Annotated in this window: 13 protein-coding genes and 1 pseudogene; 3 read left to right on the top strand and 11 right to left on the bottom strand. The window is 54.9% G+C overall.

Going from position 1 to position 17,936, the window contains the following annotated elements; translation table 11 throughout:
* Positions 1–974: 974 nt before the first annotated feature.
* The 3 genes from F3I15_RS03945 to F3I15_RS03955 all read right to left on the bottom strand — a co-directional run bounded on the left by F3I15_RS03945 (position 975) and on the right by F3I15_RS03955 (position 2,721).
* Positions 975–1,298, bottom strand: a complete 324-nt coding sequence (locus tag F3I15_RS03945) for a YebG family protein (protein WP_150016644.1) — start codon at positions 1,296–1,298, stop codon at positions 975–977.
* Positions 1,299–1,369: 71 nt separating this feature from the next.
* A complete protein-coding gene (locus tag F3I15_RS03950) occupies positions 1,370–2,164 on the bottom strand; it encodes an SIR2 family protein (RefSeq protein WP_034829783.1) in 795 nt (264 codons plus the stop codon).
* The gene (locus F3I15_RS03955) at positions 2,161–2,721 is read right to left on the bottom strand and encodes a non-canonical purine NTP pyrophosphatase (protein ID WP_040113457.1); all 561 of its coding nucleotides are present in this window, start codon (positions 2,719–2,721) and stop codon (positions 2,161–2,163) included. The genes F3I15_RS03950 and F3I15_RS03955 overlap by 4 nt, the downstream gene beginning before the upstream one ends.
* A 333-nt stretch (positions 2,722–3,054) precedes the next feature.
* Here F3I15_RS03955 and F3I15_RS03960 point away from each other — a divergent pair, with 333 nt between their 5' ends.
* Positions 3,055–4,452, top strand: a complete 1,398-nt coding sequence (locus F3I15_RS03960) for a bifunctional diguanylate cyclase/phosphodiesterase (protein ID WP_223810661.1) — start codon at positions 3,055–3,057, stop codon at positions 4,450–4,452.
* Here the strand turns inward: F3I15_RS03960 and F3I15_RS03965 are convergent.
* From F3I15_RS03965 to fhuE, 8 genes and pseudogenes are all read right to left on the bottom strand, one after another.
* The gene (locus F3I15_RS03965) at positions 4,446–5,348 is read right to left on the bottom strand and encodes an ABC transporter substrate-binding protein (RefSeq protein WP_150016645.1); all 903 of its coding nucleotides are present in this window, start codon (positions 5,346–5,348) and stop codon (positions 4,446–4,448) included. The genes F3I15_RS03960 and F3I15_RS03965 overlap by 7 nt on opposite strands.
* The gene (locus tag F3I15_RS03970) at positions 5,348–6,142 is read right to left on the bottom strand and encodes an amino acid ABC transporter ATP-binding protein (protein WP_040113455.1); all 795 of its coding nucleotides are present in this window, start codon (positions 6,140–6,142) and stop codon (positions 5,348–5,350) included. Before F3I15_RS03970 ends, F3I15_RS03965 begins: the two co-directional genes overlap by 1 nt.
* Positions 6,126–7,052 carry an amino acid ABC transporter permease gene (locus tag F3I15_RS03975; RefSeq protein WP_150016646.1) on the bottom strand — a complete coding sequence of 309 codons (927 nt, stop codon included), beginning with the start codon at positions 7,050–7,052 and terminating at the stop codon, positions 6,126–6,128. Before F3I15_RS03975 ends, F3I15_RS03970 begins: the two co-directional genes overlap by 17 nt.
* Positions 7,053–7,062: 10 nt before the next feature.
* Positions 7,063–7,572, bottom strand: a complete 510-nt coding sequence (locus F3I15_RS03980) for a GNAT family N-acetyltransferase (protein ID WP_150016647.1) — start codon at positions 7,570–7,572, stop codon at positions 7,063–7,065.
* A gap of 9 nt (positions 7,573–7,581) precedes the next feature.
* Positions 7,582–9,845 (bottom strand): annotated as a pseudogene (locus tag F3I15_RS18270) (NtaA/DmoA family FMN-dependent monooxygenase).
* Positions 9,846–10,011: 166 nt separating this feature from the next.
* Positions 10,012–11,007: an MsnO8 family LLM class oxidoreductase gene (locus F3I15_RS03995; RefSeq protein WP_150016650.1), complete on the bottom strand. Its 996-nt coding sequence runs from the start codon at positions 11,005–11,007 to the stop codon at positions 10,012–10,014.
* 190 nt (positions 11,008–11,197) lie between these two features.
* Positions 11,198–12,160, bottom strand: a complete 963-nt coding sequence (locus F3I15_RS04000) for a glycosyltransferase family 4 protein (protein WP_223810662.1) — start codon at positions 12,158–12,160, stop codon at positions 11,198–11,200.
* An 884-nt stretch (positions 12,161–13,044) separates the two neighbouring features.
* A complete protein-coding gene (gene fhuE / locus F3I15_RS04005) occupies positions 13,045–15,219 on the bottom strand; it encodes a ferric-rhodotorulic acid/ferric-coprogen receptor FhuE (RefSeq protein ID WP_150016652.1) in 2,175 nt (724 codons plus the stop codon).
* An 808-nt stretch (positions 15,220–16,027) separates the two neighbouring features.
* Between fhuE and F3I15_RS04010 the strand changes: the two genes are divergently transcribed.
* Positions 16,028–16,429, top strand: a complete 402-nt coding sequence (locus F3I15_RS04010; RefSeq protein WP_040113448.1) for an H-NS family nucleoid-associated regulatory protein — start codon at positions 16,028–16,030, stop codon at positions 16,427–16,429.
* 219 nt (positions 16,430–16,648) lie between these two features.
* Entirely contained in the window at positions 16,649–17,797 is a 1,149-nt protein-coding gene (locus F3I15_RS04015; protein ID WP_150016653.1) for an amidohydrolase, read from the top strand.
* Positions 17,798–17,936 lie beyond the last annotated feature (139 nt).

Here is a 17,936-nt window from a genome sequence, read left to right on the forward strand (position 1 = left end):
ACCCTGGGTTGGGTGCCGAACGCGGCCAGGGCGGCATAAATACCGCCCCTACAGATGCCCCCGTAGGGGTCGCATTTATGCGACCCTGGGGTTGGGTGCAGAACGCGACCAGGACGGCATAAATGCCGCCCCTACAGACGCTCCCGTAGGGGTCGCATTTATGCGACCCTGGGTTAGGTGCGGGACGTAACCAGGGCGGCATGAATGCCGCCCCTACAAAAATGCCCGTAGGGGTCGCATTCATGCGACCCTGGATTAGGTGCGGAACGTAACCAGGGCGGCATAAATGCCGCCCCTACAGAAACGCCCGTAGGGGTCACATTCATGCGACCCTGGGTTGGGTGCGGAACGTGCCCAGGGCGGCATAAATGCCGCCCCTACAAAAATGCCCGTAGGGGTCGCATTTATGCGACCCTGGGTTGGGTGCCGAACGCGGCCAGGGCGGCATAAATNCCGCCCCTACAGATGCCCCCGTAGGGGTCGCATTTATGCGACCCTGGATTGGGTGCAGGACGTGACCAGGGCGGCATGAATGCCGCCCCTACAGAAACGCACGTAGGGGTCGCATTTATGCGACCCTGGCGTATTGATGCGACCCTGGATTAGGTGCGGAACGCGGCCAGGGCGGCATAAATGCCGCCCCTGCAGGATTAATGACGTCTTTCACTGGCGGATTGATCTGGCGCAAGAACTTTACGCGCAACTGCTGTCAACGTATCTCCTGCAGGCTTTCCGCCCTTACGATTTCAGGAGCATACAATGACAGGTAAAATGGGGTTAACCGGGTTTTTACTGGTGTGGCTGGTTTATGTTGTCTGGATGGTGAGCTACTACTCAGGAACCTTTTCACTCTTTTCACACTGATAAAATGGCCCGCACGCCGGGCTTTTTCATGCTTACTCAGAAAGTGGCAAAGGTGAATAAGGCGACAGCAAAACGCCGTCAGGAAGACGGCGCCGGGTGCATCATAACGATCAGGCCGCTTTAACCGCGCGCACCTTTTTTTCAGGGGCAGAATCACTCTCTTTCACGTCAGATTTAACCTCTTTGTCTGCCGCTGCATCAGGCAGTTTGCTGGTGCGCAGAATATGCTGTACCGCGTCTTTCTGCTCTGCCAGCAGCATGCCCCAGGTTTCCGCTTCCGCATCCGCCAGCTCTGGCTTGATCTGCTGCAGCCAGTCGGTAAAGGCATCTGCCATATCGAGCATCTTGTCCCAGGCATCGGCATCTTTTTTACTGGCAAACGTCATCTTCTCTTCACCTTTTCTGACTACAACGTATTTGGTTTCGACTGCCATGATGCACCTCATTAACTGTATTTATATACAGTATATTCTGTTGTGCAGCGATGAGCAAGTCTGCCCGCGTTTCAGGCGAGTAATTCCTCCAGAAAGGTGGCCAGCGCTTTTCGGGGATCATCTTCTTCCGAGACAATCATCTCAATCCCCCACTGCCCCAGTACCTCTTTAGCTACCGGATTATTGCGATTGGTAAAAAGATACGATTTAGGCCGGGCCGTCGCGAGTCCGGTTCGTCCCCACATTTTAGTCAGCCGGTAGAACAGCAGACGGATGTTGAAATCGCTGATGCTGTAGCCAACAAACAGCACCGAGTTACCCATCACGTCGTGCGTCAGTTTGATATCCAGTGGGGAATCAAAATAGAGACGTTCAAAATAGCTGCTCTCATCCAGCACAATCGACGTATCGTCATCGAAATCGCCGTGAAGCTTAATGATATGGCGCTTATCTTCAGTAAGCGAGACGAGATCGGCGGCGTTAGCCACTTTGCTATAGGGCACATTGTGCGCCTCGTGAGCCATCTCCAGCCAGCGATCGTAATTAGTGGTGTAGATGCGCGAGAAATTACCCTGGGTGATCATGGTATGGATTTCGGAGCTGCGCACGTCGATATCGGGCCGGTGCCACTCGCGATCCATCCAGCTGCGCAGCGGCCCCAGTGAGCCTTTACGCTGCTTGTAATACTCTGCCAGCGACAGATGTGTCCCGTAAGTGTTGAATATTTTCGGATCGTAGCCCAGCTCTTTTGCCAGATGGGCAATCAGCTCGTGCCACTCCGGCAGGCCAAGATTGCGTGAGATGCCGGCACCGGCAAACAGGATCAGTTTGCCGGCATCGTAGGCGCGTTTGAGTTCAGGCTTCATACATAACCCCGCGCGGTTTTAAGAAAGGCGGCGAAGCGATCCAGCGCCAGGCGCCGATTAGAGATCTCATTCTTTAGGTCGCCCATTTCAGCAAAGGTTTGCGTATACCCTTCCGGGATAAACACGCAGTCCCACTGAAACTCCTGCGGCCCGGCCGGCTCTGGCGCAATGCGACCGCGCAGCTGCCCTTCAAACTGATACATCTTGCGACCATCGCAATACCCCAGCACGGTTTTTGCCGTCACGCAGGGCGTATCCAGGCCGCGCACCAGTTTGGTAAAGCGATCGGCATTGAGCCGGCTCCAGAAGATACGCGTCAGTCCGGCTGGCAGACCGTTAAGCCCGTCCAGAAACAGGCCGGTGTGTTCTACAAACAGCGGCCGCCCGATAATGGAAAACGCTTTGGTGAGCTTATCGCGCACCAGTTCAACCTCATTTTCCGTCTGGATCTCCTCGATTCGCCGGGCGATAGGCACCACTTCCACCCCTACCGGTTCAAGGATGGTACGCACTTCAGAGAGTTTCAGCTCGTTAGCCGATAAGAAACGAATTTTCATTGCAACCAGTAATGTTAAGTAGGGTTAAACTGCATTAATGAGGTGATCCGGCTGTTTTTCGCCTGTTGTTATATTTAGCACATCCGCCTGTGCCGGGAGTGATTCTACTCTGTGACCGGCAGAAGGAACAACCGCACGCGCAACAAAGCGCAGGCAGATAGCGGTTCGCTTCCGTGAAAAGTTGCGTGATAACCCCCCGCCACGCATAAATATCTTCCTAATGTCAAATCTTCGGAGCAGATTAGCGCGCAGAGAAAGCGCTGTGACAGCCGCCTCGCTTAGCGCTAAGATAGCGCTCCTGAATACAATAAAACTAATCAATTACAGAGCAGAATGATGATCGCGTTTTTGACTGCGGGCTATTCGCGTGTACGTAATTTGCCCTTTAGCCTGAAGGGAGAGAGCGCAGAAAAGAAGCTGCGCTTTACGCTGCTGATTGCGGGTGTGGCCAGCACTACCTCAGGCATCTGTATGGCGCTGCTTAACGCTCATAGCCATTCGCCAGCAATACCGTCGCTCTACTATCTGGGCGCGGCGCTGGGTTTCTATATCTGCGCCGTTGCCTTTCACGGCAAACTGCAGCGGCATCTGGCGATCGTCACGCATGCGCTGCTGTTTATCATTACAGCTCTGCTGCTGCTGGACAATGACCATCCTGTCGTTAAACCCTCTGCCTGTAATTATCTGATCGCCCTGACCATTGGCTCGGCGCTCGTCCTGCGGCAGCAGCCGCGTTATCTCAGCAAAATATTTCCGCTAATCTGCCTCGCCTGTTACCTCATTTTTACCCTGACCGGCCTGAGCTGGCAGCAGGGATCGTTTCATTTTACGCTGCCAGCGGAAGCGAGTTTCTGCATCGTTAACTCTATTGTGCCCGTGGTCTCTCTGCTGCTGACCGCGCTCACTTTTCGCGGCGATTACTCTGAAACCGACCTAATAAAGCGCGAGCTCTCTGCCGCTATCGGCCTGGATCAGCTCGAACTCTATTTTCAGCCGCAAGTAGATGCCGGTAAATATCTGATCGGATTTGAAGCTCTGCTGCGCTGGAAACATCCGGTTAAAGGATTTATTGCACCGGACGTTTTTATCCCGGTAGCGGAAAAGAGCGGCCTGATGATTGAGATTGGCCGATGGGTTATGGAGAGAACGCTGCAGCATATGGCTGCCTGGGAGAATCTCCGGCACGGTGACAGCCTGGTTTTTTCCATCAATATCAGTCCTCTGCAGCTAATACATCGCGACTTTACCGCTGAAACCCTGCTGCTGCTCTCGCGTTACAGGATCCAGCCAGAGCGGCTTAAATTTGAGATCACCGAAAGCACCTTTATCTACGATCAGCAGCATATCAGCTCTGTTATCGCGCACTTCAGCCAGCTCGGCGTAAAATGGGCGATCGATGATTTTGGCGTCGGTTACTCCTCGCTGAAATCGCTCAGCGATTTTTCGATTGATGATATTAAAATTGATAAGTCACTGATTATGCATATTTTTGAAAATGAATCTGCCGCTATCGTGGTACATAAAACCATTGAGCTGACGCGCGAAATGGGGCTGAACGTGCTGGCTGAAGGCGTTGAAAGTGAAGAGATGTTTGACTATCTGCGCAGCCGGGGATGCCAGTTCTTTCAGGGCTATTACTTTGCCCGGCCTCTGCCAGCGGCAGAGGTGATAAGCTGGGTGAAAAAATATCAGGGTGACAAACGGGGCCGCAGTGCGACCCGCCTTTACTGATAGACAATTCCCGGCGGATTGATCTGCGACTGCGCTACCGCCTCATCCTGCTCTCCCCAGCGCGTCAGCACCTGCTGATACTGCCCGCTGATAATGGCATGATTGACCGCCTGCTGCAGCGCCGGAGCCAGCCCGTTACCCTTTTTGGTTGTAACTGCCACCCATGCCCGGTACGGTCCGTGGCCAACAACCGCTGTTTGCCCGCGCGACGCCGCTTTCCACGCCGCCACCGCCTGCGGACCAAAAGTGGCATCGGCGCGTCCGGACAACAGCGCAAGCGTGGCAGAGGCGTCATCATTAAGATAGACAGGCTGCACCGGCGCTAATCCCTCCTGCCGGTTTTTCGCATCCCAGCCCAGCAGGATCTTCTCCTGGTTAGTACCGGACCCGACAATGATGCGCCGGCCCGCGACATCCTGACGTCCGGTAATCGCAGAGATGGCACTCCCTTTCCGCACGGCAAAGGCGTGGTTGTCAGCCCGATAGGTGGCAAAGTCAAATTTGCGTTTACGCTCCTCGGTCACGGCGATATTAAACATGGCAACATCATAGCGGCCGGCGCTGATGCCGAGCGGCCACTCCTCCCACGAGGCGGGCACCAGCTTCAACTGAAGGCCCAGACTTTCAGCCAGCAATCGTGCCATATCGGGATCGCTGCCAATCAGCGTTTTGTTATCTGACGCCCACAATCCAATGGGTGGTGAGTTAGTGGCGCTGGTCGCGACCGTCAGAAAACCGGGGTGAACAAACGCAAAGTTTGCCGGAATTCTGGCAATCGCCTGCGGATCGGCGGCGATATGAATCGCCGTTTCATTATTAGCCGCATCCAGCGCCGCGCCCTGCGCAGCTGAAAGCAGCAGGCCGGATGCCACCAGCGTCAGAATAAACCGCTTCATCACAGCACCCGCGCCAGGAAACGTCGGGTGCGCTCGTGGCGTGGCTGATTCAGCACCTGCACGCTGCTGCCCTGCTCAACCACGCGGCCGTCAACCATAAACACCACGTTGTCTGCCACTTCACGCGCAAAACCAATCTCATGCGTCACAATCACCAGCGTGGTGCCGGAGCGCGCCAGCTTTTTAATGACATCCAGTACTTCACCCACCAGCTCCGGATCCAGTGCCGACGTCGGCTCATCAAACAGCATCACGCGCGGATTGAGCATCAGCGCACGCGCAATCGCGATACGCTGCTGCTGGCCACCCGAAAGATGGCGTGGCCAGGCGTCAGCTTTATGCCGCAGTCCCACCGTGTCCAGCAGCTCACCGGCGCGTTCGATGGCCGCGCGTCGCGTAAGCTGACGATGTGCGATCGGCGCTTCAATCAGGTTTTCCAGCACGGTAAGGTGCGGGAAAAGATTGAAATTCTGAAAAACGTAGCCGACGTTGACCCGCTGACGCAGTATCGCCCGCTCTTTAAGCTCATAGAGTTTATCGCCGCGGCGCTGATAACCGATATAGTCATCATCGATCTGAATAAAGCCCTCATCGACCCGCTCCAGGTGATTAATAGTGCGCAGCAGCGTTGATTTACCCGAACCGGAAGGCCCGAGAATAACCGTTACGGATCCCGGCGCCAGCGACAGCGAGACCGCGTCCAGCGCTTTGTGTTTACCAAACGACTTGCTGACGCCGGTAATGGTAACCGCCCCGGCAGCATAGGACGGGCGATAATCAATGGCTTCGGACATGAGAGCGCTCCTCAATAACAGCAGGGGTTGAATAACGATTACGCCACTGCCGCCAGCGCGATGGCTGCGGCTCGCGGGTTACGCTGCGCGCCAGCGAGCGTTCAACGCTGTGCTGTAGCAGCGACAGCACCGTAGTAATAATCAGATACCAGGCGGCGCCTACCATCAGCAGCGGGATCACCTGCTGAGTGCGGTTGTAGATCATCTGAATGGTGTAAAACAGCTCTGGCATCGCCAGCACGTAAACCATCGACGTGCCTTTTGCCAGGCTGATGATTTCATTGAAGGTGGTTGGAATGATCGCGCGCAATGCCTGCGGCAGAATGATGCGGAAGGTCCGGCGCGAAGAAGAAAGCCCCAGCGCTGATGCCGCCTCAAACTGCCCGTGATCCACGCCGAGGAATCCGCCGCGGATAATCTCTGCGCTATAGGCGCTCTGCACCAGCGTCAGGCCAATCACCGCGGCCGGAAACTGCCCCAGCACATTAATGGTCTGGAAGTGTCCCCACGACCAGGGCGTAAACGGGATCCCCAGCGATAACGTGTCATAGAGGTAGGAGAAGTTATAGAGAATGATCAGTACCACAATCAGCGGCAGCGAGCGGAACAGCCAGATATAGCCAAACGCCAGCGTGCTCAGCAGCCACGAGGAGGAGAGCCGGGCCAGCGCCAGCAGACCGCCGAAAATCAGACTCAGTACGGTGCCCGCCAGCGTCAGCAGCAGCGTCTGACCCAGCCCATTCAGGATCACCGGGTCAAAAAACCAGCGCGCAAACACCCCCCACTCCCAGCGCGGATTGAACGCGATGGAATCCACCACCGCCGCCAGAATAAACAGCGCCGCTACGGCGCCCAGGCTGCGCGCCGGATAGCGCGCCGGCACCACGGTCAGTTTTTGCGTCTCGCTCATTTTCAGCTCCTCAGCTCGCCTGCGCCGCAGCGTGGACATCAATTATCTTCAGAAAGCGCAGGCGGCCGTCGTGGGGTGGCCGGCCGTAGATCTCCATATCATCCAGCAGGGCAAACTGCGGCTGATAACCGTGGCCGATATAGAGGCGCACCGCCTCCGGCTGACGAAAACCGGTGGTCAGCCAGACACGCTGATAGCCGGCGCGCAGCGCACGACGCTCCAGCTCCTGCAGGATCAGTAGTGCCAGGCCCTGCCGGCGCAGATCGGCGCGCGTCCAGATCCGTTTCAGCTCCGCCGTCTGTGCGTCATAGCGCTTGTAGGCGCCCATGGCGATAATTTCGCCATCCCGCTCCAGTACAATAAACAGGCCTCCCTGCGCAGGCAGAAACCACTCATCCTGCTCCACCTCATTCTGGCTGCTGAAATAGTCGCCGTAGCGGGCAGCATATTCACCAAACAGGCCGGTAATAATCGGCTGCAGCTCTGCCGCTGCGGGTGAAACGTCACGAAAAAAATGCATATTGCCCCCTTAGTCGCCCAGGCCCGGTGGATTGATTTCCGAGCGGTCGAGCCGCTCAATGCCTTCGCCCCAGCGATTCAGCACCTTGTCGTAGTCGCCGTTTTGTATCACGCCGTTAAGCGCCGTATTGACTGGCTGCACCAGCCCGCTATCTTTTTTCACCGTCACCGCGATGTGCGCCGCTTTTGGCCAGCCGCCGTCCACGCTGCCCACCAGCCTGGTCTGCCCGTTAAGCGCCGCTTTCCAGGCGCCGATGACGTTGGGACCAAAGTAAGCATCCGCGCGTCCGGCCTGCAGTGACAGCGTCTGCGCTGCGTCATCTTTGGTATAAACCGGGATAAACGGCTTCAGGCCTTTTGCGCGGTTTTCCTGATCCCACGCCAGTAAGATTGCCTCCTGATTGGTCCCGGAGCCAACAATAATGCGCAGGCCGGCAATATCTTCTGCTTTGCTGAGCGAAACGATTGGGCTGCTCTTTTTCACATAAAAGCCCAGTGAGTCTTTGCGGTAGGTGGCAAAATCAAAACGCTCTTTGCGCGCCTTAGTGACGGTTACGTTGGTGATCGCCGCGTCATATTTGCCGGACGCCACGCCGAGCGGCCAGTCTTCCCAGGAGGTCGGCACGACGTTGAGCTTCAGGCCGAGGCTGTCCGCCACCAGACGCGCCATATCCACTTCGCTGCCGAGCAGCGTTTTGTTGTCGTCGCTGAACACCGTAAGCGGAGGGGAATTAAGGGCGGCCACCGCCACGGTAAACGCGCCAGGTACAGCAAACCGGTGTCCGGCCGGGATCTGCGCGATAGCCGCTGCATTTTTTGCGGTGTTAATGGGCGTCTTATTCGCCTCCACGCTGACCTGCTGTCCGTTAACGGCGACGTTTTCCGCCCCGGCTGCGCTGCTTAGCCCCAGTAACAGCAGCGCTATCAATGATTTTTTCTGCATAGCATTCATCCTGATCGTTATTATGATGTGAACTGATTTTCGGGGGTCTGCAGACCCAGACTGGCGCGCAGCGTGGTGCCCGGATAGTCGCGCCGGCTGAGCCCGCGCGCCTGCAATAGCGGGATAACCCGATCGACAAAGCGTTCAAACGTGTCGGGCGTCCCGCCCTGGATAATGAAACCGTCAGCGGCTTCCTGTTCAAACCAGTGCTGCAGGCCATCGGCGACCTGTTCTGGCGTACCGTGAAACAGCGGTCGCGGCGTGGCCGCTTCCAGCGCGGCCTGGCGCAGCGTCTGACCGCGCGCGCGGGCGTTGCGTTTTATTTCATCGGTGGTGCTGCGGAAGCTGTTCTGGCCGATATCACCCAGTTCGGGGAAAGGTTCATCCAGCGGGTAACGTGAGAAATCATGGTGGTCAAAGAACCGCCCCAGATAATTAAGCGCATCCGGCACTGAGACCAGCTGCGCGGTAGCCTGGTACTGCCGCTCAACATCTGCGGCATCGTCACCAACGATCACGCTGACGCCCTGAAAGATATGGAGGTCATCTGCGGCGCGTCCGTTTTCAACCAGCTGCTGTTTGACATCGCGCCAGAACGCCTGCGCCTCTTCCAGGGTCGCATGGTGGGTAAAAATCGCATCCGCATGGCGCGCGGCCAGCCGCCGTCCGTCGCCGGAGGCGCCTGCCTGAAAAATGATCGGTCGCCCCTGCGGCGTACGCTCAATATTCAGCGGCCCCTGCACCTGAAAGAAATCGCCTCGGTGATCGGGCGTATGCAGCTTTGCCGGATCGAAAAACTGACCGCTGCGCTTGTCGCGTATAAAGGCGCCCTCTTCCCAGGAATCCCACAGGCCTTTCACCACCTGCAAATACTCATCCGCAATCCGGTAACGCAGCGCGTGTTCCGGATGCTGCTGACGCGAGAAATTTTTCGCCGATCCTTCCAGCGGTGAGGTCACAACGTTCCAGCCGGCGCGACCGCCGCTGAGATGGTCAAGGCTGGCGAACTGCCGGGCGATGGTAAAAGGCTCGCTGTAAGAGGTTGAAACGGTGCCGACCAGGCCAAGATGCTCTGTGACAGCTGCCAGCGCTGAGAGCAGCGTCAGCGGTTCAAAGCGATTGAGGAAGTGCGGAATCGATTTTTCATTGATATAGAGACCGTCAGCGACAAACAGAAAATCGAGTTTGCCCGCTTCCGCCTTGCGCGCAATTTTTCTGGCATAGTCAAAACTGATGCTGGCGTCAGCCTGCGCAGCCGGATGCCGCCAGGCGGACATATTGCCTGACGCGCCGTGTAGCATCGTACCGAGACGTAATTCTCTTTTACTCATTATAAACTCCTGACAAAGCAGAGCCGTCGGCAGCGCAGAGGTTGCCGGGCGAAAAAGGTAAACGTTGTTATGCAGGCAGAATCAGATCGGTACCGGGCAACATCGCTCGCAGCGATGCCAGAATGCGCAGCAGATAAGAAAAGCGGAGCGGATCATTACGCTATCCTCAGGCCGCAACCAGTCGCGCGGTGGCCAGCAGCTCCAGGGATTTAAACCGGGCGGCTTCGTCAGCGAGTGGCGTATCGATAATAAATTCGTCAATGCCGTAGCGATGATGCATCGACTCCAGCTGAGCATGCACCTGTGCAGCCGTGCCCTTTAGCAGTGACGGCGTGCGCGGCTCTATCACGTAATCCGCGTATCCTCCCTGGCGAACGTAACGTTCAGCCTGTTCCAGACTGGCAACATTAATCGCCGGGCCATTTTTCACGCTGACGTGATAAAGACGCAGCGCATCAGTGAGCAATTCAGCCTCTGCCGGCGAATCCGCCACAACCACCTGAACCGCTACCAGCGCACGGCCGCCGCGGCTGCGGGCATGATAGTGCTGCAGAACGCGCGCCATCAGCTGAGGATCGCCGTTATGGTGCGCAGCGAAAACCAGCTGCCAGCCCAGCTCTGCGGCCAGCCCGGCGCTCGCTTCGCTGGCACCCAGCAGAAACCGGCTGGCGGGATGCGGTGGCTGTGGCGTGGCGCGCAGCGTCTCTTCGTCAGCGGAGGGAGATGCGTTCAGCCAGTTATCGAGTAGCGCCAGCTGTTCAGCAAAACTGCCTTTTTCAGCCGGGTTAACCCCGAGCTGAAGCGCCCGCGTTGAAAGCGGTAAACCGCCGGGCGCTTTGCCGACGCCGAGATCGATGCGGTCCGGTGCCAGCGATGCCAGCAGATTAAAGTTCTCTGCAACTTTATAGGGGCTGTAGTGCTGCAGCATGACGCCGCCAGAGCCGACGCGTATGGTGCGCGTCTGCGCGGCGATCCAGGCGATAAGCAATTCAGGTGACGGACTGGCCAGCTGCTCGCTGTTGTGATGTTCTGCAACCCAGAAGCGCTTATAGCCCCAGCTCTCAGCCCGCTGCGCCAGTTTTAGCGAGCGCGCCAGCGCCTGTGTCGCATTTTCTCCTGCCGCAACCGGCGACTTATCGAGCACGCTTAATTGGTAAGACATACGCCCTGTCCTTGTCCTGATGAATATGGCGTTTAGTTTGCAGGCTATGATTCCGTTACGTAAAACATCATATTGTTAGTTCTATTGCTGTTTTGCGCATATCACCCGGCTGGCCGGAGCAGAAATAAAAAACTCCTGCAGCAGCAGCTGCAGGAGTCAGATTAAAAAAAGAATAGCTGTCGGGTAAAGATTAAGAGCGTTTAAGTGCGCCTGCTTTACTGCTATCAAATGAACCATGCGTATCTTTTGCGCCATAAATGGCAGAGAGCGCGCGGTTAAATTTATCCGGATCGTGATGCTGACGGATCCTGTTTACGGCTGCCGCGGAATAATCAGCCACGCGCGCCCGGTCTTCGAGTATCGCTTTAATATGCGCCTTGAGCTGCGACACAATTAATATGCGCAGCGCCATTTTCTCCGCCAGCGTATCCACATTCAGCTCAAACATATCGTTGAGCGGACAGTTGATCAGCCAGCCACTCTGGGCCGGATTAATTTCCGGCAGCGCCCGGACGTTGGTAGTGATAACCGGACAGCCGCACGCCTGCATTTCCAGTACGGAGAAGCCATAAGTATCCTGCCAGGTCGGCAGCAATCCGACATGCGTTTCACGCAGCAGCTGCATCACCTCATCATTGGACAATGCGGTATGGTGGGTGAATACGGAGCGATCGGCTATCAGAGTTTCAATTTGATGATGGAAAGCGGCATCGTCCTGCCACTCGCGATGCGCAATATTATGCTGCTTTTTAATGTCGCCGATCAGGTTAACACCGATCTGGTCGGCTGATATCACACCCTCGTCCATCAGTTCGGAGAAAGCCATTACCACTTCGGCTCCGCCTTTGCGATAGAACTCATTACCAACAAAGGTGAAGATCATTTTATCGGCCGCTGGCGTGCGTCCGCCCTCATAGAGCACCGGCTGCGGCGGGTGCAGCACATGCAGTTTGTCGCTAATCGCTTCCCGCTCAATGGGAAAAGCGTCCAGCAGTTTCAGCTCAATCTTTCGCGTTGCCTCTGAGATAGCAATAATGCCGGCACATTCCGGTGCTGCAACATAGTGCATCAGCTTTTTTAACAGCGGATTAGCTGTTTTGGCGACGCCCGGTACCGGCAATACCCGCGGCAGCTCGGTTTCAAAGGTTGACACCCAGCGCTCACGGCTGGTTGACACTTCATTAAAGAGATGAACGACCTTTTTTTCGTTACCGGCTGACCACAGCGGAGCGGAAAATATAAACAACTTATTACGTTTAAGAATTTTCCCACGGAACGCATTAATATACGTCCAGATATTTCTGGAGTGAAAATCGATATACGTTTTCTTAACATCAGTAACAATATTTCTTTTTTCGGGATATCCCTTGCCGCTAATGATGATTTTCATTTTATACTCCGGCCATAAACTTTAAGCACTACAAACCCGGCATTCAAAAAGTTAAAAATTGCAGATCGCCCGACGAGTATAATGCTTTATTAGCCTTCATATTTTTTATTCGGATTATTCCCCGGAAAGCATTTCAGCATGTTATTTTATATTAATTATCTTTACGGCAGATATTAAAATAACCACAATGACTGATAGCTTGCTAATTAAATATCCCTTTCAGAATGCATAGCGGACATTATCAATCAATTAAAATTAACGATCATTAAATCATCTTTTGATTAGCACTGATAACATTAGCCCGCCTGGCATAATCTGATACCAGACAGAGATTTAATCCTTAATGACGGGCCGGAAAAAGTAAGTGAGATGGATATTGCTTTTATTTATCATACTTTTAAACGTGGCCGCGCCTTTCAGGCATGATTCATCACAGGAAGCATTTGCATGCGACTGCCTGTGATACAGGCAAAAGAGGCGAATCAATGCATAACCGCGTTAAACAGTAAGATGCGTGACTTTGTCCGGAGCCTAAAAGATCCATGCAGCCTGGTTGCGCTTTAGCATAAGGGGGAAGCGGAGTGCGATGGGCATAAACCATTAGCTGCCTGAGGAGAAGAGGCGCGTTCAGCACGCGCCTGCCGGGATCAGAAGCGGTAACTCGCCGTTACCGAGTAGCTGCGCGGTTCGCCATACACGATGCCGCTGCTGCCCACATTCTCGTCATACTCTTTATCAAACAGGTTTTTCAGGTTGGCCTGCAGGGAGAGATTTTTTGTCACGTCGTAGCGGGCAAACAGGTCCACCAGCGCATAACTTCCCTGACGCACACGCCAGGTTCCGTTACCCTCCGGCCCGCCGATATCTTTCCAGGTCTTTGACTGCCAGTTAACGCCGCCGCCCAGCGTCAGTTTATCGAACTGAGGCAGGCGATAGTGCGTAAAGAGATTGAAAGAGGTACGGGGCAGCTGGGAGTTATAGGCCTCGCCCTTGCTGTCTTTTGCTATGTAGGTCGTACCGCCAAACGTCATCTGCCAGTTATCCGTCAGCGCACCGTTGATTTCAAATTCAACGCCGCGGCTGACAACGCCATCGGTGGTTTCATAAATAGCGCTTCCGCTCTCGCTGTAACGCCCGGTATCAACCGGCGCATTATCCAGCTCGGTTCGGAACAGAGAGATCGTGGTGGTCAGACGGCTATCAAACCAGTCCGATTTAACCCCGGTCTCATAGTTTTTACCGACAACTGGCGTCAGGAAACTGCCGCTGGCATCCAGATTATCCTGCGGCTGAAAGACCGAGGTATAGCTGGCAAACGCTGACCAGGCGTCATTGATGTCCCAGATAAGCCCGCCATACGGCGTGGTATTGTTCTCTTCCAGTTCAGAGGTAATGCCCTGACGGTTCCAGTTGGTATATCGCGCCCCGACAATCAGATGCAGCGGATCGGCGAGCGTCAGGCGCGTAGCCATATAGACCGATTTCTGCCGCACCAGCTGGCTGTCCGTGGCAGGTTCGCGCGGCGACCAGTCAGGCTCCGGATAGTTGCCGTTGAAGTCGTTAAAGTTACCCAGTTGAGCAGACGAGATGTTGGTCCAGGCGCTATAATATTTATTATCCTGACGACTGTAGTTAACCCCCAGCATCAGCTGATGCTGGCGCCCCAGCAGCTCATAAGGGCCGCTGGCAAAGGCATCTACCGCATCCACTTTGCGCTTGCCGGTGTTATAACCGGTTCCGCCGATGACCGGATAATTCGCGTAGGCAGAGCTGCCTGCGCCGGTCACCTTATTGAAATAGCCGTCGAGATAGATCTGCTTACTGTCCAGCAGCATTTCGTTATGCGTGCCGTTGAGCGTAATGTTCCAGCCGTTATCAAAATTCTGCTGCAGATTGACGAAAACCTTGCGGTTCTCTTTATCATTGTAGGCCCACTCCGGCGCGGTATTATAGCCGCGACGCAGATGCGTCTGGCTGCCATCGGTATACCAGCGCGGCGCTCCACCCCACATTGGCGAATCGGTATCGACCTGCGTAAATTCGTAGCCCGCGGAAAGCGTGGTGCTCTCAGTCAGATCGGCGTCTATCACGCCATAAATGAATTTTTTCTCAAAGCCGTAGCGCTCAATAAAGCTGTTTTTATCTTCATAGCCAGCCACTACGCGCCCGCGCACATTACCTTCAGGGGTGAGTGGCGCAGAGAGATCGGCCACATAGCGCTGTTTATTCCAGCTGCCGTAGCTCGCTTCCAGCGATCCGGTGGGGGTTTTACTGTCAGCGTGCTTACGTACCATATTTATCGACGCAGAAGGATTACCCGGTCCGGTGAGTAATCCGGTCGCGCCGCGCACCACCTCGACACGCTCATAAAGCGCCATGTCGGTCTGGGCATCACCCAGGTTCCAGCGCGATGCAAACGCAGTCGGGATCCCGTCTACCATATAGTTGTCAATGAGAAAGCCGCGCGAGTAGTAACTGGTACGATCCATATCCGCTGAAACACCCCTGATACCGGTAGTGTCGGACAGAACATCATTCAGCGACTGCAGCTGCTGGTCGGCCATACGCTGTTTACTGATAAGCGACACCGACTGGGGAATATCGCGCGCCGTCAGCGCCATTTTTGTCCCTGCGCGCGTTACCGGTATGCTGTAATCCCGATCGTTCTGATTTTCCACGTCAGACGCGCTAGTTTCCACCATCAGAGTCTGTTCCGCCGCCTGTGCGACACCGGCTGCAACCAGCATCGCCAGCAATGACATTTTCAGCGCAGGTTGTGCCGTTGCAGCCGCAGCCCGGACGCGCATCGGTTTAGAAGACATAGCCATCCTTAATTCTCATTTTGATTATTTGTCAGCGCACCCTGCTGGTCACCTGGAGCAGGCATAGCTAAGAAAGCAAATGAGAAATATACTCATTTAGATTACTATTGCAAGAAAATGTTACGGCTTCAGACACCCGTTAATTCGATAAAAAACCATATTTTTCATTTTGATGCGATGCGGGTTGGGGGCGGAATGTAACCAGGGCGGCATAAATGCCGCCCCTACAAATGCCCCGTAGGGGTCGCATTAATGCGACCCTGGCGTATTTATGCGACCCTGGGGTTAGGTGCGGAACGTGACCAGGGCGGCATAAATGCCGCCCCTACAGATGCCCCGTANATGCGACCCTGGCGTATTTATGCGACCCTGGGGTTAGGTGCGGAACGTGACCAGGGCGGCATAAATGCCGCCCCTACAGATGCCCCGTAGGGGTCGCATTAATGCGACCCTGGCGTATTTATGCGACCCTGGCGTATTTATGCGACCCTGGCGTATTTATGCGACCCTGGGGTTAGGTGCGGAACGTGACCAGGGCGGCATAAATGCCGCCCCTACAGATGCCCCCGTAGGGGTTGCATTAATGCGACCCTGGCGTACTGCCTGTAGCGTGACCACTTTATAAAGTCTGATGTCCGTTAAATATTCAGTTTGCGGCTAATAAATTTTCGACGCCGGTGATAACTCAATGAGCCTGATAATTACGCGATACAGCGGATTTAACGCCCTGATGCATATTTTAATTTGAGAAAAAATATCGTAGAATGCGCGCTTTCAAATTTTCACATTAGTAATAAGGGTTATATTCATGAGCGATGCACTCAAGGCATTGAATAATCTTCGTACACTGCGTGCTCAGACGCGTGATATTGAAGTAGCGGTATTAAATGAGATGCTGGAAAAGCTCGCTGTGGTCGTTGCAGAACGCCGTGAAGAAGCTGAAGCAGATAATGCTGCTCAGCGCGAAAAAGCAGAAAAACTGGCGTTATACAAAGAGATGCTGATGAATGATGGCATTGACATTAGTGAACTTGCGCAATTAAACCAGGCAGAAACTAAACCTAAAGCTAAACGCGCGCCGCGTCCGGCCAAGTATAAATACACCGATGAAGAAGGTAATGAAAAGCAGTGGACCGGTCAGGGTCGTACGCCTTCTCCGATTAAGACCGCTATTGATGCCGGCGCATCGCTGGATGATTTTTTAATCTGATTAGCTGATACGCATATTTCCCAGCCTCATTTCTCCGGGGCTGGTTTCGCCACTCTTCCTGCCCTGCTTTATAATCCTGAACTGATAAGCCGCTGCTGTTATTTACCTATTGCAATATCATTGCGGGTATTGAGATATAGCGTCCCTCATTCTGCTGTTACCCTCCCCCGAATAACGTGCTGCACGCTGCGCAGCGTATTCGTGAGAAAGGAACAGACTATGTCGCCGTCAGAATTAACGCAGTTAACAGAACAGCTGGTCGCTTTCCGGCAAGAGCTGCACCGTTTCCCCGAGCTGTCAAACCAGGAATTTGCCACCACACAACGCATTCGTCAGCAGCTGGAAGCGCATAATATCCGCATTCTGCCCCTGGCGCTGACAACCGGCCTGGTCGCTGAAGTGGGTCCCGAAACCGGCCCGCTGGTCGTGCTGCGGGGCGATATTGATGCCTTACCGATTGAAGAGCACTCCGGGGTAGATTTTACTTCAGCGCATCACGGCATCATGCACGCCTGCGGTCACGATTTTCACAGTGCGGCCATACTGGGCGCAGCCATTCTGCTCAAATCCCGCGAAGCGCAGCTGGCCGGCCGGGTGCGCTTTATTTTTCAGGCAGCAGAGGAGACGGGCGAAGGCGCACCCGCGGTGTTTGCCAGTGGTGCTCTGCAGGATGCGTTTGCCATATTTGGTCTCCATAACGATCCCTCTTTGCCGGCAGGTGTGGCGGGCAGCCGGGCGGGCGCCCTGACCGCCGCCGTTGACCGCTTTGCGCTACAGATCACCGGCACCGGCAGCCATGCCGCACACCCGCATCAGGGTAACGATCCTGTTGTAATTGCCGCGCAAATTGTCTCTGCAGTCCAGACGCTGATCAGCCGTAACACCCCTTCAGCAGAGAATGCTGTGTTCTCGATTACCCAGCTTCACAGCGGCAGCACGTGGAATGTTATTCCGGAAAGCGCATGGCTGGAAGGCACCGTGCGCACCTTTTCCGCCGCAGCACGCGAACGCATTGAACAGCGATTTCGTGAACTGGTAAAAGGTATCAGCGCAGCGTTTGCGGCTGAAATAGCAATCACCTGGCAGGCCGGGCCACCCGCAGTGATAAATGATGCGCACTGGACAGCGTTCGCCCTGCAGCAGGCAGCGCTAAACGGGCTGGACGCACGTGAAATTGCTGCCACCCCGATTGGCGAAGATTTTGCTTACTATCAGCAGCACATACCCGGCGCATTTATCATGATTGGCACCGGTGAAGCCTGGCCTTTGCATCACCCTGCGTTTCGCATTAACGATGATGTGCTGTTGCCTGCAGCGCACTATCTTGCAGCGCTGGCCGATGCGGCTTTTGCTCAGCGGCCGGTTTAATGCGTAACGCAATTTTTTCTCTGAAACATAATCAGAGCCGCAAAAAATTAAACCCAAAAGTGCTGTGTATAAAACCGTCAGGCGCAATTATTATACCATTCAACATGTTGAACATAGCGGCAGCTTTTTTTCGGATTAA

Source organism: Pantoea sp. M_9 (genome assembly GCF_008631385.1).
Lineage (GTDB): Bacteria > Pseudomonadota > Gammaproteobacteria > Enterobacterales > Enterobacteriaceae > Pantoea > Pantoea eucrina.

Coding starts and splice junctions, on each gene's coding strand:
- F3I15_RS03980 (WP_150016647.1), bottom strand. CDS start 7,572: ATGCATTTTTTTCGTGACGTTTCACCCGCAGCGGCAGAGCTGCAGCCG.
- F3I15_RS03970 (WP_040113455.1), bottom strand. CDS start 6,142: ATGTCCGAAGCCATTGATTATCGCCCGTCCTATGCTGCCGGGGCGGTT.
- F3I15_RS03965 (WP_150016645.1), bottom strand. CDS start 5,348: ATGAAGCGGTTTATTCTGACGCTGGTGGCATCCGGCCTGCTGCTTTCA.
- F3I15_RS03950 (WP_034829783.1), bottom strand. CDS start 2,164: ATGAAGCCTGAACTCAAACGCGCCTACGATGCCGGCAAACTGATCCTG.
- F3I15_RS04015 (WP_150016653.1), top strand. CDS start 16,649: ATGTCGCCGTCAGAATTAACGCAGTTAACAGAACAGCTGGTCGCTTTC.
- fhuE (WP_150016652.1), bottom strand. CDS start 15,219: ATGTCTTCTAAACCGATGCGCGTCCGGGCTGCGGCTGCAACGGCACAA.
- F3I15_RS03960 (WP_223810661.1), top strand. CDS start 3,055: ATGATGATCGCGTTTTTGACTGCGGGCTATTCGCGTGTACGTAATTTG.
- F3I15_RS03955 (WP_040113457.1), bottom strand. CDS start 2,721: ATGAAAATTCGTTTCTTATCGGCTAACGAGCTGAAACTCTCTGAAGTG.
- F3I15_RS03975 (WP_150016646.1), bottom strand. CDS start 7,052: ATGAGCGAGACGCAAAAACTGACCGTGGTGCCGGCGCGCTATCCGGCG.
- F3I15_RS03945 (WP_150016644.1), bottom strand. CDS start 1,298: ATGGCAGTCGAAACCAAATACGTTGTAGTCAGAAAAGGTGAAGAGAAG.
- F3I15_RS04010 (WP_040113448.1), top strand. CDS start 16,028: ATGAGCGATGCACTCAAGGCATTGAATAATCTTCGTACACTGCGTGCT.
- F3I15_RS03995 (WP_150016650.1), bottom strand. CDS start 11,007: ATGTCTTACCAATTAAGCGTGCTCGATAAGTCGCCGGTTGCGGCAGGA.